Origin of the sequence: Anaerocolumna cellulosilytica, from assembly GCF_014218335.1 — a bacterium.
Classification (GTDB): domain Bacteria; phylum Bacillota; class Clostridia; order Lachnospirales; family Lachnospiraceae; genus Anaerocolumna; species Anaerocolumna cellulosilytica.
In genome coordinates, this window is record NZ_AP023367.1 from 5,270,001 (window position 1) to 5,285,289 (window position 15,289).

Below are 15,289 nucleotides of genomic sequence, written 5' to 3' on the forward strand. Positions count from 1 at the left end.
TTCCTTTTTATCTGTAGAAGGCAAATCACCTAATATCGTATTCTTAACAGCACTGGCTGCATTACCGTATTCCAGAGCTTTCTGACAATCACCATATTCTAACAGACCATATAGTACACCGGATACATATGCGTCACCGCTGCCGATGCGGTCTACTACTTCTATGTTCTCATAAGGTGCTTCTTTATAAAATTTGTCCTCTGATTTACAGTAAATAGTAGAACCAAAGGTATGTTTTTTAGGGCTTATTATTTTTCGCTCTGTAGAAGCTAATACCTCAATATCATACTCTTTTGCAAATTCTTTTAGTATATCAGTTAAGCTGCCTTCTTTTCCAAACGTTCTTCTTGCCGTTTCTTCTGATACAAAGAGGATATCGACATATGGTAAGATGCTTTCAATCTTTGCTTTTGCTTCCTCTTCACTCCACAAATTTGCCCTGAAGTTAACATCAAACGAGATTAACGCACCGGCTGCTTTAAACTTCTTTATCATATTTTCAGATGTGCTTCTAGTTTGTTCTGATAATGCCAGCGATATACCACTAGTATGGAACAGTCTGGTCGAACTGTAGATATCCTCCGGAATATCCTCCGGTTTTATCGTATTAACAGAAGCGTTTTTTCTGTCATATACTACCGTTGGTTTTCTTGGATAAACACCATGCTCATAATAATAGATTCCAAGTCTGGCTTCTTTACTTTCATCATAGATTAGCCAGTCGTCACTGACACCACAGAAACGAATATTATTTTTTAAGTAAGTTCCCAATTCATTTTTTGGTAATTTTGAAATAATACCGGTGCGAAGTCCCATTAAGGAAATGCCGGATACCACATTTAGTTCTGCGCCACCTGCCCGCTTTTCAAATACCGCACCTGTTGTGATTCTCTCATTAACAGGTGATGATAGTCTTAATAGAATCTCGCCAAAGGCCAGGGCATCAAAATCTTTTTTTTCATTTGAAAATATCATAAGTCCTCCTAGATTGCTAAATACTAAGTTGTAATGTATCCAAACCAATAGAAAAATACTTATTTGTACCCTTCCGTTACCCTGTGCAATGACTTTATATGCGTATACCTCTAAGAAGAGCCTTGCATAAGTAAAATGCAATTGTTTCATTTATATTTAAAAAGGCTGCTGCAAAACAAGACCGGTTATCCGTGAATTCCTTTGCAACAGCCTTTTAAAGCCTTTTCCTTTAATCACAAAAAGGTGCCGACCTATAGCTGTGTCTATTACTTCTGAACTAAATGAACAGCAAAGCCGCCGATTTCGCCTTTTAAGTACAGAGCAACTAGCTTACCGTTCTTGTCTGTCTTCGCTGTGTCCATATCAAATTCAAAACCTTGCAGTTCAAGATGGAAAATTGCTCTTTCGATATAATTTGTCTGAATAGCAATATGTCCGTTTTTGCCCAAGTATGGTGCTTTCATTACTTCAATACCAAGTCCTGCAAAGATAGAGGAATTTCCAACATTCTTTGTAAAACCAAATAATTTTTCGAAAGAAGTTGCAACACTGTCTGCTTCTGTTTCATCAGATGCATTAATACCAACATGACGAAGTTCAAAGCCTAACATTTTGTTTACAGCTTCTCTTGTCAAGTCTTTTATTTTATCGAATTCTCCTGCTTTTACTAAAGCATCATTCACCATCCAGCTTCCGCCGCATGCAATAATTTTATTGAAATCTAAGTAAGAAGTTAAGTTCTTTTCATTGATACCGCCTGTAGGCATGAACTTCATATTAACATAAGGTGCTGCCATGGACTTAATCATATTTAAACCACCTGCCGCTTCTGCAGGGAAGAATTTTACAACATCAAGACCTAATTCAATTGCTTGTTCTACATCACTTGGATTTGCACATCCAGGTGTAACCGGAATACCTTTTTCTACACAGTATTTAACCACTTTAGGATTAAGTCCTGGACTTACGATAAAAGTAGCTCCTGCATTTACAGCTTTGTCAACCTGCTCAGTAGTAAGAACGGTACCAGCTCCAACCAACATGTTTGGATACTCAGTGGTCATGATTCTGATAGACTCTTCCGCGGCATCTGTTCTAAAGGTTACTTCTGCACATGGCAAACCACCTTCACAAAGAGCTTTTGCTAAAGGTGCGGCATCTTCCACACGATCCAGTTTTACTACTGGAACAATACCCATTTTTTGAATACTTTTTAATACTTCGTTCATTTCTTCCACTCCTGTTCCATATATGATTCCTGTATTTTATTTATTAGCTTAAATTGAAATCTTATTACATGATTTCGAATTTAATTTCATGTCCAGTATACTCTTTTGTAAAACAAAATTCAATCAATTGATAGCAGGCAATCTTATTTTTATGCCCAAAACGATACGATTTTGTAGTAATTACCCTGTATGAAATATTTTCACTAAAATTTTCGATAATTTTGCATATAATATTCTTAAGGAATACATATCATCCCTACATTATAACTAATAAAGTCAAAAAAACGTTCCCATTGTTTCATTGAAACTGCAATAAAAGCTATTACATACCACCTTTGAAATATAACTTGTCCTAATCTTATGCTTCAAAAAAGTACTAGAATAATGCAGCTCCCAGATTGGTTATAAAGCGAAGCAACAAATTATTATTATAAATAAGGCTTAGAAAAGTGTTCTCATTAATTAATTTGAAAATATCCTGTCCAAAGGAGGTACTTCCAAACATTGTTATAATAATAAAACCAATCCACACTACAATAATACCATGGATTAATCCTGCCATTAAGCCTGCGGTTTTATTAAGTCCATTTATCAAAGGCAGTTTACTGATAATATTTAACGCTTCACAAAGTAAGGCCAGTGCAATCGTTACTATAATCATAATAATAACGAATACTGCGGCATTAATTATTATACGCGATATTGAATTACTTATGTAGTCATTGAAACTTTTAACTCCCATGGCTTTATATACATCTGCTGTATTATTTTCCACCAAAGTATGTCTTAAGGAGCTTGGCAACGGCAGCTTATCGATAAAATTTACCTGATCCGTTATTTTATTTCCCAAATCAGAATAATTGATTACCTCTGAAACCCGTTCTGTAACCATTCCCATTATTTTATCATTCTTCTGAATCTCTTTACTGATTGCAGGACATATGAATAGGGTAAGCATTAGGCTTAGTATTGTAGAGAACAGTGTGAATACGGTTCTGATAAATCCTCTCTGTCTTCCATAAATTGCATAGCCCGCTAATACGACTATAACCACTATTAATAACCAATTCATCTATACACCATCCTTTTTAATATTTTCCTTTGTGGGCAGTATTCCTCTTCCTTCTTTATTTCGATTCGATTAATTTTACTTCGTCTATTTTTTGATTATCTATCACAATATATTTGTCTGTATTATTAAGCGGCATTATATAAGAAATATTATTCGTAAATGTATATTTAAACTTTTCCTGTCCATTGGTTTTTATTATCCTCCAGTCAAGATTGGAGTGTAAAAGTATTTCATCCCCGGACAGTATTGCTGTGTCATATTCATAATTTATCCCTTTATTAAGGATTATCTTTCCTTGCAGGTCATAAAGGACTAACTGATATTTGTCGCTACCTTCAGAGTTATTAAAAATAAAGCCTATGTATTTTCCGTTATGAAGGACCGTCTTAATTTCCTTTGTAAAATTCTCTTCGTATATTAATTTTGCGGTTTGCTCTATGGAATAAAGACTGAATTTGTTATCCCCAAAGGCGGCAGCGATGTCATTTGTTATAAATTCAACATCCGGCACCAGAGTTGGTCCCAAACCAAATGCACCTACCATTCTATCTTGAGCATTTTGACCCACGTTGCCAAAGTTATAAAAAGTAACGTTGTTTAGCAGACTCCCTGTATTTAAAGTGGCATAGCTCGTAACCAGCCTTTTCCCATCCTTTGAAAGAGAGATATCAAGAGGGTAACCATTCTTTTCTGCAATGGTTCTAAATTCTACAATTGTTTCTCCTTCCTGCGTCAGCAATTTTAATTCATTCGTGCTGCCCCCATCCATTAATACGGCTACCACACCCTGACTTGCCACCTTAACTTTTATAATCGGAAGCAGTACATTAATCGTATAATTTTTTCCGCTACCATCATATATTTGTATGGTCTTATAACCTCTGTCACTAATTGCTACATATTTATTACAAATGTCCACAATAGGCTCCCTCATCTGATAGGTGCCATTCCACAACTGCTTGCCATTACTATTAAGTGCCGCCACCCCATCTCTGCTATACCTGAGCAGTCCACCTTCATACGGTAAATATTTTGCTGCACTGCTGTCATTGCGCTCAGTACTTTGTACCACCTCAAAGTTGTTAAAATTTTTATTTATAATATTACGAACTATGAAAAAAGTAACTACAATTAATACAACCGTTGATATGACTGCTGCAATCAGAATCGTTTGTTTGTATTTTTTCTTTCTGACATCATAGCTGCGTAATTCTCGTTTTTCCAATTCTATAGCCATAACTGCTCCTTTATTATTTAAATAGTATCCATAAATATTATACCTTATCTTACCTGTAATGGCACTATTTTTTTAAGGAATCATTTTATATATTAAAAAGCTGCTCCATAAACCATGAGCCTGGTTCATAGAAGCAGCCTGTGTGCCCGTTTAGGGAACAATTAATTTTTGCCCTGCTAAAATTTTATTTTCATCCTCTATACCGTTTAGTTCTTTAATCTTTTCCATATAGGTATAGGTGTTATAAAGTTTAAAACTGATACCTGCCAGCGAATCTCCCTTCTTTACGGTATAATATTTTACAGTAGCGCTAGCCTCCTGAGAAGGTGTTTCTTTTTCCTCCTTCTCTTCCTTTTGAGCGACCTGTGTTGGTACCTTTTTTGTATTATCATCCCCTTTTGAATTACTGGCAGTCTCTTGCTTATCCCCTGCCTTGCTGTCCTTCTGGTTATCAACTTTTGCATTATCACCATCTTTTGGGGTATTTGTTATGTTACCGCTTACAGTCTCAATTTCTACGGAGTCTCCTTTTCCCTCTGCATTATCTTTATTCCCTGTGGTATCCTTTTCTGAATCACCATCCTTATCCTTATTGTACTCTTTATCACTGCCACTATCTGCTACCTGCTGATTCTCCTCTTTTCCGGCATTGTTAAGGTTCTGGGATATATTATTTAAGGCTGTTTCCATACTTCTCATCTTATCATAATTATCAAGCATGGTAGCTGCAATCACCAGAACTATAATTGCTAATAGCGAACTGGCGGCATACAGAAGCCGAATCACATTCCTGTCATCCTTTACTTCTTTTTTATCATGAATAATAGTTCTTATTTTCCTAGTTGCCTGATCGGTATAACTCTCCTCTATACGCATATCCTCGGATTTATTTTCTATCATATAATTTTGCATTTCTTCATTCTTTTCATAATATATGTAGTATCCGTTCTGCTTTACCATCTGGCTGCCTTCATGAAAATAAAATCCCTCTTCCTTTTCCATACTATCCATCTTAAGAAGGGTTTTGTCCGGCCCTGAAAAATTATCGGTATGTATCTTTCTGACTTTTTCGCTGCTTTCTAAGAAAAACTCCGGACCAATTAATGCCCAGCCAATAATTTCAACATCCGTAAAATATTTTTTTATGGCTTCATAGATGCTTGTCCAACCCTCATCTGTTAATGCGATGCCATTGCCCAAATCTGCATCCTTCATTTCAATGGCGCCTTTTATAAATAATCTCTTATGTTCTTCCGTATGTACATAGTATCCTAACAGTATTGCTACCCTGCAGCCGGCAGGCTCTTTATCCGATAATTGTTTTATGAAGGTCATTACATAGTCTTCTACATATATTATTTTATTGCGATTTCCGATACTTCCTACTTGTCTTATGTTCTTAGGTATTTTAATGGGTACGGCATTTGCACTCTCAGGCCCGTTCATTAAGTTTTGGCCTTTACCGTATGCATTGTCCATAATTTGATTTCCTCCTGACCTAGTTACTTTTAGACATTGATATGACTTTACTGTCATTAATCGTAACATATGAAAAGAGATTATTATGTCAAAACACTACCGAAAGGTTATATATCTTATTGGGTAAATATTTATTTTTTCCTTATTTTTCTTTATTTTTTGATAACACAACACCTCCTGTTATCCTGAACTGCCTGAAAACCTTTTATTTTTGCAGAAATTTGACTTGTAAATTATTACTAACAACTGACTAATTTACATTTTTACGGTAATACTTTTGGTATTACAGAATAAGGTTGTATTGTACGAGTATAAATAGGAGGTTTTAATGAGTAGAGAATTGGGGATAGAAAAGAAGCTATATTATTTTAATACAAAGGATCGATATTCCGTATACGATTTTAGCAGAACACTGCATGAATTAATACAAAGCAAGTTATATAAAAACAGACAACTGGTCTTTCTATGTATTGGTTCTGACCGGGCGACGGGTGATTGTTTAGGTCCTATTGTCGGCTATAAATTGTCCAAACTAAAACAGCACAACATTGCATTGTACGGAACTTTAGAACAGCCTGTTCATGCTAAGAACTTAAGTGAGACAATCAGTTATATTAAGACGCATCATCGGAATGCTTTTGTTATTGCTATTGATGCTTCTCTAGGTAAATCCGGTCACATTGGATATATTACGCTGGGAGAAGGTCCTCTTCTACCCGGTGCCGGCGTAGATAAAGAACTTCCGCCAGTTGGCGATATTTTTATTACGGGTATTGTGAATTTTTCAGGAATGCTTGATCATATGCTCTTACAAACCACAAGGTTAAATATCGTAATGATACTTGCCGATTATATTTGTTCCGGTATTAACTACTGTTTTTATAAACTTGGTAATAAATAAAGAGCTTATATAGATTATCCAATAAAAAAGGATTGCTCTGGCATAGGATAACCGTTCCCATTGTCTTTGCAATCCTTCTGTTATTTAACTTTCGCCTCTATAAAAACTTATTGCTTCTGATACAGTAGAAAGCTGGTTTTCGTCTATAATCTGAGCCAGCTTTTCCAGTTTGTCAACAGACATAAATTCCTTTCCTAAAAATACCTCATAGCGATTGGTAATCTCCATGGAAAGATTCTTTATATTTTCTTCTAAAGCTTTGATATCTGCATACATTCTAGCATATTCCTGCTTTAAGCTCATTAACTCCTCTTGATAACGTAATGTAATCTCTTCTTTGATTACATATTTTGTAGTGTTTTCAAAGATTTTAAGTGCCTCTTTTTTGTGTTCCATAACTTCACTGAGCTCTCGGTCTAACTCTGCTAATTCCTGGTCAAAATTCTCAAGTCCATATATACTCTCATCCTTATCCTTTATGATACGATTACGAATATCATTTCTTCTCTTACGATTCAACATCATCTGGATTCGGAGCTGACCTACGTTACCTAGTACTTTGATATGCTTACTCTTAATATTACTGTCAAGGAGCATATACAGTCCGCCAAATACTACAACCAAAAACAGATAAACCAAAAACAGATATATCATTTTCCCTTCTGGCAGCCATAAAGTATATATTATATAGGGAGCTGCCAACAATATCACCACCAGAGTAAGTATGATAATAAGAATATCTAATAGTCCCTTCGGTAAAAAGATAGCATAAAAAAGCCGGCTGTTACAAAGCAGGGGTATTTTGTTCAGCTTAAACTGCTCTTTGATATCCAATGCCATCTGCCTGTACTCTTCCTTTAATCCCGCCGTCTCCGCCTCAATACGTTCACTTACCTTTTCTGTCTTGGATCTCTCTTTTTTTGTTCTGATTTTTTTTATTCTATTACGAACCTTGTCCATCTGCTCATTATAGGCATATTCGATTTCCTCTTTCCGCTTTCTGTGCGTACTTGAAATCTCTTCCAAAATATCCTTTTCTTTGCCTTTAATATTTTTTTCCAGTCTGGCTTCTTCAGAAGTTAATGCATCACAATTATCCCTATAATTATTTAATTCGGTTATCATGTCCTTGACTGTATTCAGTTCATTCAGACCACCGGATAGAATATTTCCTTCCATGTACCTTCCTCCCAATTAATGCAGGATCTATTTCGTGCTTTCCTTAACTGTCTTATAATCTCTTTTCTTTCCTTTATCATACATAAAAACCACTCTATGAAGATTTATCTAGTTCCAGACATTGAATAAGACAATATATTTACTTAAGATTTTACTAAAAACAACAGGAAAGGTCAAGAAGGTGAGCAAGACTCTTTTTCGCCTTTTTCCTACGAATTTTTCTTTATATAAATTTGTAATGCCCTGATAACGAGATAAAGGACATAAAATCCCAATACCACACCAGCAAGAACTATAATGAAATACAATATTGTAAATATATTTAGTGCCATGTTCTTCCCTCCCATCTTTGATTTATTTTATCAATGATCCATAAGCCCGTCAAAAGTGCTGCTTCTTATACAATTCATTATTCATAAAACCTCTATTACAGGCAGAATCTCTTAACCTCAATATTTACATAGCTTCTATAATAAAAGACTATATAAAGATACCCTGCCTGAATTTAGACCAGTATCCATATATAGTCATTATATAGTACTATTTAATGTATTACAAAATAAATTTTCCTATTACAACCTGAAGATCACCTGCTAATTTTGCAAGGCTTTCGCTAGAACCAGCCATCTCTTCAATGGAAGCTGACTGTTCCTCTAAAGATGCAGTTACTTCCTGAGTAGAAGCAGAATTCTCCTCTGCGATGGCAGAGAGATTTTGTAAAGTGTCCATAATCTGATTCTTCATCTCTTCCATTTCAATTCCTGATACATTTAGACGCTCCATTGCTTCCTTCGCCCCCTGAATTGCTTTCGCAATATCAAGATAGCTGTTCTTACTGGATTGTACACTCTGGGTCTGCTCTTGAATCAGTACCGTCATATGCTCGATTGTTTTTACTGCATCTTGAGAATTGTCTTGAAGTTCTCTAACCATATCATCAATTTCGCTTGTTGAGACAGCAGATTGTTCTGCAAGCTTTCTGATTTCTTCTGCAACTACAGCAAAACCTTTACCGGCTTCCCCTGCTCTGGCAGCTTCAATGGCAGCATTTAAAGATAACAGATTGGTCTGCTCCGCAATAGAAGATATTACACTGCTGGCTTGACTTATTTTGTTGGAACTTTCATTGGTTTTTATTATTACTTCCCGGATTTGCTTGGAGGCTTCATTATTTTCCTTTGTTTTATCAGAAAGTTTTTCAATTTCTGTTAATCCTTCTTCTAGTACATCTATTACTTTTTTTGTAGCAGTATTTAATCCACCCAAAAATTCCTGATCTTTTTCAATTGCTTCTCCCAGACTGCCAGCTTTTATGGAACCATCCTCGGTATGTCTTGCCTGGTCAGATGCACCCTTTGCAATTTCTCCAACCGTTAGTGCCACTTCCTCAGATACAGTGGCAGCTTGCTGTGAAGTTACTGATAATTCTTTAGAAGCTTCTGCTAGCTGTTCCGATGTATTGGTAATTTCACCTATAATGCTTCTTAAATTCACTGCAATATTTTGCAAAGCATTGGCAAGGGTTCCTGTTTCATCCCTACGCTTTAAATACTTACTATCTACATCCTGCCCAATGTTTAATTGGGAGATTTTCTCTGAGTGTTTTACCATATTAACAATCGGCATGGTTATTGACTTTCCTATTATGTATACAATAAATACACTTATAATTAATACAACTGCACCTAATAAAAGTAAGAGATATTGTAATCCAAGCAATGGATTTAATAATTCCTGATAGTCTGCCGTATTGACAAATATCCAATCTGTACCATCCACGGCACTATAGCCTGCATACCAGGATTTCCCTTCTATCTTATAGCTTCTAATGCCATGTTTTTCTTCAATTATATGGGAAAACAACTCTGAAATGGTAGCTTTCTCAGCATTCTCCTCCCCAACCTGAAAAGGGTTATAAAGGCTTAATACCTTTTCTTTGTCCCGATGAGCGATTATATTGCCTTTACTGGTGATAATATAACCATACCCATTTTCGCCGTAACCGGTATCAGATACCATTTCACTAAGGGCATTTCCATCACTTCTTCCGACTAAGGCTCCAACAATCTGATTCCTATTATATATAGGTGTTGCCACCATAACAACAGGCTCATTTGTAATCGGGCTTATGATAACTTCTGATACATTTGTCTCTCCCTTTAATGCTTTTTTTACATACTCCAAATCTCCTTCGGAGGCTTTACTGTTATCAGAATAGTAAGCCATTCCGTCTTTTCGTACGACACCGATATCCAAGAACTCCGAACCTTCTAGCATCTCCTCTATAGCAGGTTTTTGAGCATACCAGCTCATGGTTCTTATTTCTTCATTCATTGCCAATACTTCCAACGCCCGCTTTAATACCTGCATTCTACTGGCAATCAGTTTGGAATCCTCTGCAGCCAAAGAGACAATGGAATCTTCTGCTTGTTCTGTAATGACTCTGCCGGAAAATATAATGGATATTCCGCCCAAGGTCACGGAAGAAGCCAATACCAGCAGGGAAAAATAAATTATCAATCTTGTTTTGATGCTTTTCATGTTACCCTCCAAAATTTGTACTGATTAACAAAATGCGCATGCCCGTCACAAGTATGTACGATATCTACTTAAATATGCTTATACGGCTTTAAAAGCCCCTCTTTTCCATCATTAGAAAAAAGGGGCCTGCTCACGATGTATGCAACCGGCTGCCTTGTAACTTGTACTTAGGCCCTTGGCTTTGCGTCCTTACTTTTCAATAAGTTTGCCTTTTCATTATGCTATTTTTTAAACACCTATAAACATCGGTTACAATACCGATTGGTATAATTATGGATTGGCTGAGATATTATGCTCTTTTTACCAATTATTAAGCTTCATGCATAGTTAATATAATACATTACTTTTATTGGTTGTTCAACAATTTATTTTGACAAATTATCAGCACTTTACATTATTATTTTGCACATTTTTGTCACTTTATAATATTAAGTGGAAGGGCAGCCATGGCTTAATTAAAAAGGAGTCGTAATACTTTTTAGTATTTATACAACTTTGTTTTCACATCCCGTTTAAAGGATGAGCTGTTTTTTCAGATGAATTGCACTTAACTTTACTGCTCATTTACTTGCAGCTTCACATATTTTTCATACTTTTTACAAATGTTCTTCACAATAAACCTTTATAATATATTCATGAACCAAGGATTTCCCTCTCCTTGTTAATATAGAAAAACTTTTCATCTTGGGGCTATTGTTAAAAAAAGAGGTCACCCTCCCTCAGAACCCCTCTAACAATAGCCCCACTCTTTTGTTTTCAATTCAGAACTTATGTACGGTTATTTTGTAACATCCGTATCGTGTTACTAAAGTGGCTTTCTTCTATTTTTGATATCCCTAATCCAAAATCATATTTTGTCCTAGACAAAGATAATAGTTTTGATAAAATTAAAGGATAAGTGTCTGGTGAATTTTGTGTAATCATCCCCTCCCTGATAAAATCCTTAAAAATGCCTGTTACCATAACAGTAACAAATCAAAAAGAGATACAACCTTGTGGAAGGGACACTGTACAAACCCGCTGATATATATGAAAGGAGGAAAATACTCTGCTCCTGTATAGGCAGTCGCATTTTTCCTTCGGAAAAACAAGGAGGAAAATCCTCTGCTCCTGTACAGGCAGTCGCATTTTTCCTTCGGAAAAACAAGGAGGATTAGATATGTCGAAACTGTTAGTGGTCGATGATGACCTTGATATGCTGACCCTGGTTCGCACTGCCTTAGAAAAGGATGGTCACCAAGTAGATACCGAAGCTGCTGCCGTCAACGTGCATCCAGCACGATGCCGGCTGTACGATCTTCTGCTGCTTGATGTAATGATGCCTGGAGAGGATGGATTTTCCCTTTGCAGCCGCATTCGTACCGAGGTGGACTGCCCCATCCTATTCTTAACCGCCAAGGCGGAAGACACCGCCCTTGTACAGGGCTTTGGCTTGGGCGCTGATGATTACATCAAAAAACCATTCAGCATTGCAGAACTGCGTGCACGGGTAAATGCCCACCTGCGGCGGGAGGTACGCCAGCCGACCCGCACTCTGAGCCGAGGCGGTGTTCGCTTTGATATACAGGCAAAAGTGGCCATCGTGGGCGAACGCACAATTCCCTTTACAAAGAGCGAATATGCTATCTGTGAGCATCTGGCCATGCACACCGGACAGGTGTTTACCAAAGAACAATTATACGAAGCGATTTTCGGCTATGATGCCGCAGGTGATTCCTCAGCCGTTGCGGAGCACATTAAAAATATCCGTGCCAAGCTGAAAGTGGGCGACATCAGCCCCATAGAAACTATTTGGGGGGTTGGCTATAAATGGAAAAAAAACAGCGTTCTGTAAGTCTTTCCTTTGTACTTTTGCGCTTTGCTATCGTTATGCTTGGGTGCATGCTAGTATGTTGCCTGATATGGTATATCGGTTTTGTACAGCTTCAAAACAAAGGTGTTATTTATCTGGGATACGTTTCCAACCAACAGGTGGAACAAATTTTGGCAGGAGAGCCAAAAACCTTTGTTTCTCCCGGTGACAATTTTTTGGCTGAATATGCATTGTTTGGCCAGAACGGTGCGGTAATGGAAAGCAACGTAGATGGAAAGAAGCTTGAAGGACTGACAAGATTTTACAGGAGGACATCTACAGTATACATGTCTCTCGGTACACCTACCCCGACGGAAGCACTGTAATCTTTCGCTGGCAATACAGGGCAGAGTTTGTCAATCCTGTGCTGCGCATTATGCTGCCCCCCTTTGAATACCTGTGGCTGGCCGCGCTTGGTGTGGCATGGGTGCTATGTCTGTTAATTAACACCCTGTGGCTCCGCCGGCACCTGGCCGTCAAGCTGAAACTGTTCACTGAGGTGAGCGAGAAAGTAGGTGCGCAGGAGTTAAATTTTGCAATTCCCCATGCAGGCATACTAGAGTACGACCAAGCGCTCGAGGCAATGGAGCACATGCGAAAAGCATTGTACAGTTCCCTCTCCTCCCAGTGGGCGGCACAACAAGAACGCGAGGCTGAAATTGAAGCACTCGCACATGATTTAAAAACCCCGCTCACTCTGGTGGGAGGCAATGCAGAGCTGCTAATGGATGAAGAACTGCCTGAGAGCAGCTTAAAAATTGTGAAAACAATTGTGGCAAGCAACGACCGGGCCAAGCAATATGTTGCCAGCCTGCTGGAAGCCTCTGCCGGTGCGGATGAGACATTTGAAAACACCAGTCTACCCTCCATGTTTGGCGAGCTTTGCCAAAGCACAATGGCTATTGCAAAAGCCAGAGGGGTTTGCCTGCAAACTCAAAACAACCTAGAGGGTGATGCAGTCATTCAGAAAGCCCATTTACTTCGTGCCTTCGGTAACGTGGTTCAGAATGCCATTGAGCATACGCCGGCGGGTGGAAATGTGTATATGGAAGGCAGCATGGTAGATGGCGGCGGCTGGCAAGTTGTTGTGCGTGATGAGGGTTCCGGTTTTAGCAAGGAGGCATTGCACCATGCAACCGAGCGCCTATGGCGAGGTGATGCAGCACGTGGTGCCAATGGACACAATGGCCTTGGCCTTTGGTTTGCAGCACAAGTAGCAAAAACCCATGCAGGACAACTAAACTTATCAAACTGCGATTTTGGTGGGAAGGTTACAATCAGGTTCCACTATGCCTCCAAGGAATTATAGGGAAAGATATTAAATAGTTTAAAACATAGCAATAGGGGTGGGATTCTTTAATCCCACCCCTATTATTTAAAATAAAACCGAAATATTAAAAATAAATACGATGACGAGTGCCTTAACCCTTAAGAAGAAAGTCATAAATTGAATTGAATTTTCCAATTTTAGCTTTATTGAAACTGAGCAAGTATTTTGCCCTCAGAATCAGCAACATACCAGGTGATACTAACATACCTGCCTCTCCATCCATTGCTGGTATCATTATAATCCATACATGTCACAGGAATCAGCAGATAATCACCGTATTTTTTAACACATGCACTATAGTCAAATTCCTTTTTTTGTTTATAGGAAATCTTAACAAATGATTTTTCCAAATTTTTTTTATTCGTTCCAGATGTAAAGCGGGATACCGTAATCAATTCTTTACCGTCTGACTTTGCGCAATACGTATCATTTCCTAGAATATTAAAGGAGTCTGTACCAGTGGTTTTGTATATATAAAAAGAAGTTTTACCAGTCTTTGTGTTGTATTGATAATGCTTCTCCTCACTATCCGTTCCGTTATAGAAGATACTACTGTCATTATGATATATCTGCTCCTCATATAACTGTTCTGCGATAACAGATTTTGTATTTGTACTGGAATCTAATTTTTTAAGTGTTCCGTACCAATAGTTGCCGGAACCCTCATGTGTACCATATTGATAATAAATATCTCCGTTTATTTTAGCTACATCGGACACGGTTGGAATCGTCCGCTCCATTACAATCTTGTCTGTGGTCAAAACTGTCAGCTTTGTCTGCTCCGGCATCAGTGTGTATAATGTCAGCTTCGATGAGGCTTCATTATATTGAGTAAAATACAGTGCGTTATCCAGCTTTTTCACAAAACGAACGGTCATGTTACCCGTATAAAGCAGTGTAGCTTTCTTGCTGTCATAATCTCTTTTATATAGCTTACTTTTATTGCCTTTAATAACGGTATAGTAAATACCACTGTCATCAAGACATTGCAAATAGCCATTACAAATAGTTTTTTTATCTTTGGCATCAATGGAAACGGAATACGTTTGATAAATATCTTTTTCTCCTATATAGCTGGTATAATACAGGGTATTATTATGTAGCATCATGTCTAAAATATCTTTTTTTGAAGAAATCAGCCTGGTTTTATTACCCGTAGCAACCTGAAACCGGTAAATGTCATATGTACATTCCTCACCGTCTACTCTCTGAATATAATAGATATTACCCTCATGTTCCAGCATAGGAGCATATTCATAGACCATTGCAGTAGTAGCTGCACTGGAAGCAGGGATATTCTGAGGTAGTAAAAAGCTAATTACTAAAAAGACTAAAATGAAACTAAGTATTTGTTTTGTTATTGTTTTCATTGCATTCTCCTTGTTCTAAATAGTTTATGTTATGTGTTATTTAAAAATATAGTCTAGGTTTATTCTATTTCTTGTTATGATTATTTTACATTGAGTATATATCATCCATATTTTAGTATATTAT

General features: G+C 37.4%; 12 protein-coding genes and 1 riboswitch (1 of these 13 running past the window's edge). Of the genes, 4 read left to right on the forward strand and 8 right to left on the reverse strand.

Annotation, left to right across the window (positions count from 1 at the left end; translation table 11 throughout):
• The 5 genes from acsn021_RS22035 to acsn021_RS22055 form a co-directional block, all read right to left on the reverse strand.
• On the reverse strand, positions 1-975 hold the 5' portion of the coding sequence (locus tag acsn021_RS22035) for a sugar kinase (RefSeq protein ID WP_184092724.1). It extends 60 nt beyond the left edge of the window; 975 of the gene's 1,035 nt are visible here — the first part of the coding sequence; it begins with the start codon at positions 973-975; its stop codon lies beyond the left edge, outside the window.
• 266 nt (positions 976-1,241) lie between these two features.
• On the reverse strand, positions 1,242-2,204 hold the full coding sequence (locus tag acsn021_RS22040; RefSeq protein ID WP_184092725.1) for a bifunctional 4-hydroxy-2-oxoglutarate aldolase/2-dehydro-3-deoxy-phosphogluconate aldolase: 963 nt from the start codon (positions 2,202-2,204) through the stop codon (positions 1,242-1,244).
• A 376-nt stretch (positions 2,205-2,580) separates the two neighbouring features.
• Positions 2,581-3,276, reverse strand: coding sequence for a CvpA family protein (locus tag acsn021_RS22045; protein ID WP_184092726.1), 696 nt, complete (start codon positions 3,274-3,276; stop codon positions 2,581-2,583).
• A 55-nt stretch (positions 3,277-3,331) separates the two neighbouring features.
• A complete protein-coding gene (locus acsn021_RS22050; RefSeq protein ID WP_184092727.1) occupies positions 3,332-4,513 on the reverse strand; it encodes a DUF5711 family protein in 1,182 nt (393 codons plus the stop codon).
• A gap of 150 nt (positions 4,514-4,663) precedes the next feature.
• Entirely contained in the window at positions 4,664-5,992 is a 1,329-nt protein-coding gene (locus acsn021_RS22055) for a LysM peptidoglycan-binding domain-containing protein (protein WP_184092728.1), read from the reverse strand.
• Between the two features lie 328 nt (positions 5,993-6,320).
• On the opposite strand from acsn021_RS22055, the gene yyaC reads away from it, so the two are divergent.
• A complete protein-coding gene (gene yyaC / locus acsn021_RS22060) occupies positions 6,321-6,893 on the forward strand; it encodes a spore protease YyaC (protein WP_184092729.1) in 573 nt (190 codons plus the stop codon).
• Between the two features lie 84 nt (positions 6,894-6,977).
• On the opposite strand, the gene acsn021_RS22065 is transcribed toward yyaC, so the two are convergent.
• Together acsn021_RS22065 and acsn021_RS22070 are read right to left on the reverse strand one after the other, a co-directional pair.
• Positions 6,978-8,072 carry a hypothetical protein gene (locus acsn021_RS22065; RefSeq protein ID WP_184092730.1) on the reverse strand — a complete coding sequence of 365 codons (1,095 nt, stop codon included), beginning with the start codon at positions 8,070-8,072 and terminating at the stop codon, positions 6,978-6,980.
• 552 nt (positions 8,073-8,624) lie between these two features.
• Positions 8,625-10,613: a methyl-accepting chemotaxis protein gene (locus tag acsn021_RS22070; RefSeq protein WP_184092731.1), complete on the reverse strand. Its 1,989-nt coding sequence runs from the start codon at positions 10,611-10,613 to the stop codon at positions 8,625-8,627.
• 137 nt (positions 10,614-10,750) lie between these two features.
• Positions 10,751-10,833, reverse strand: a riboswitch (cyclic di-GMP riboswitch).
• A gap of 939 nt (positions 10,834-11,772) precedes the next feature.
• Between acsn021_RS22070 and acsn021_RS22075 the strand changes: the two genes are divergently transcribed.
• Genes acsn021_RS22075 through acsn021_RS22080 form a run of 3 tightly spaced genes read left to right on the forward strand, consistent with a single transcriptional unit; the run spans position 11,773 to position 13,774 of the window.
• Complete coding sequence (locus acsn021_RS22075; protein WP_184092732.1) at positions 11,773-12,447, forward strand: response regulator transcription factor; 675 nt, start codon at positions 11,773-11,775, stop codon at positions 12,445-12,447.
• Positions 12,423-12,791, forward strand: a complete 369-nt coding sequence (locus acsn021_RS22970; protein WP_243167856.1) for a hypothetical protein — start codon at positions 12,423-12,425, stop codon at positions 12,789-12,791. The genes acsn021_RS22075 and acsn021_RS22970 overlap by 25 nt, the downstream gene beginning before the upstream one ends.
• A gap of 38 nt (positions 12,792-12,829) precedes the next feature.
• Complete coding sequence (locus acsn021_RS22080) at positions 12,830-13,774, forward strand: sensor histidine kinase (protein WP_243182312.1); 945 nt, start codon at positions 12,830-12,832, stop codon at positions 13,772-13,774.
• Positions 13,775-13,938: 164 nt separating this feature from the next.
• Here the strand turns inward: acsn021_RS22080 and acsn021_RS22085 are convergent, their stop codons facing one another.
• Positions 13,939-15,165 (reverse strand): DUF5050 domain-containing protein, encoded by a 1,227-nt coding sequence (locus tag acsn021_RS22085; protein WP_184092733.1) that lies wholly within the window; start codon positions 15,163-15,165, stop codon positions 13,939-13,941.
• Positions 15,166-15,289: the final 124 nt, after the last annotated feature.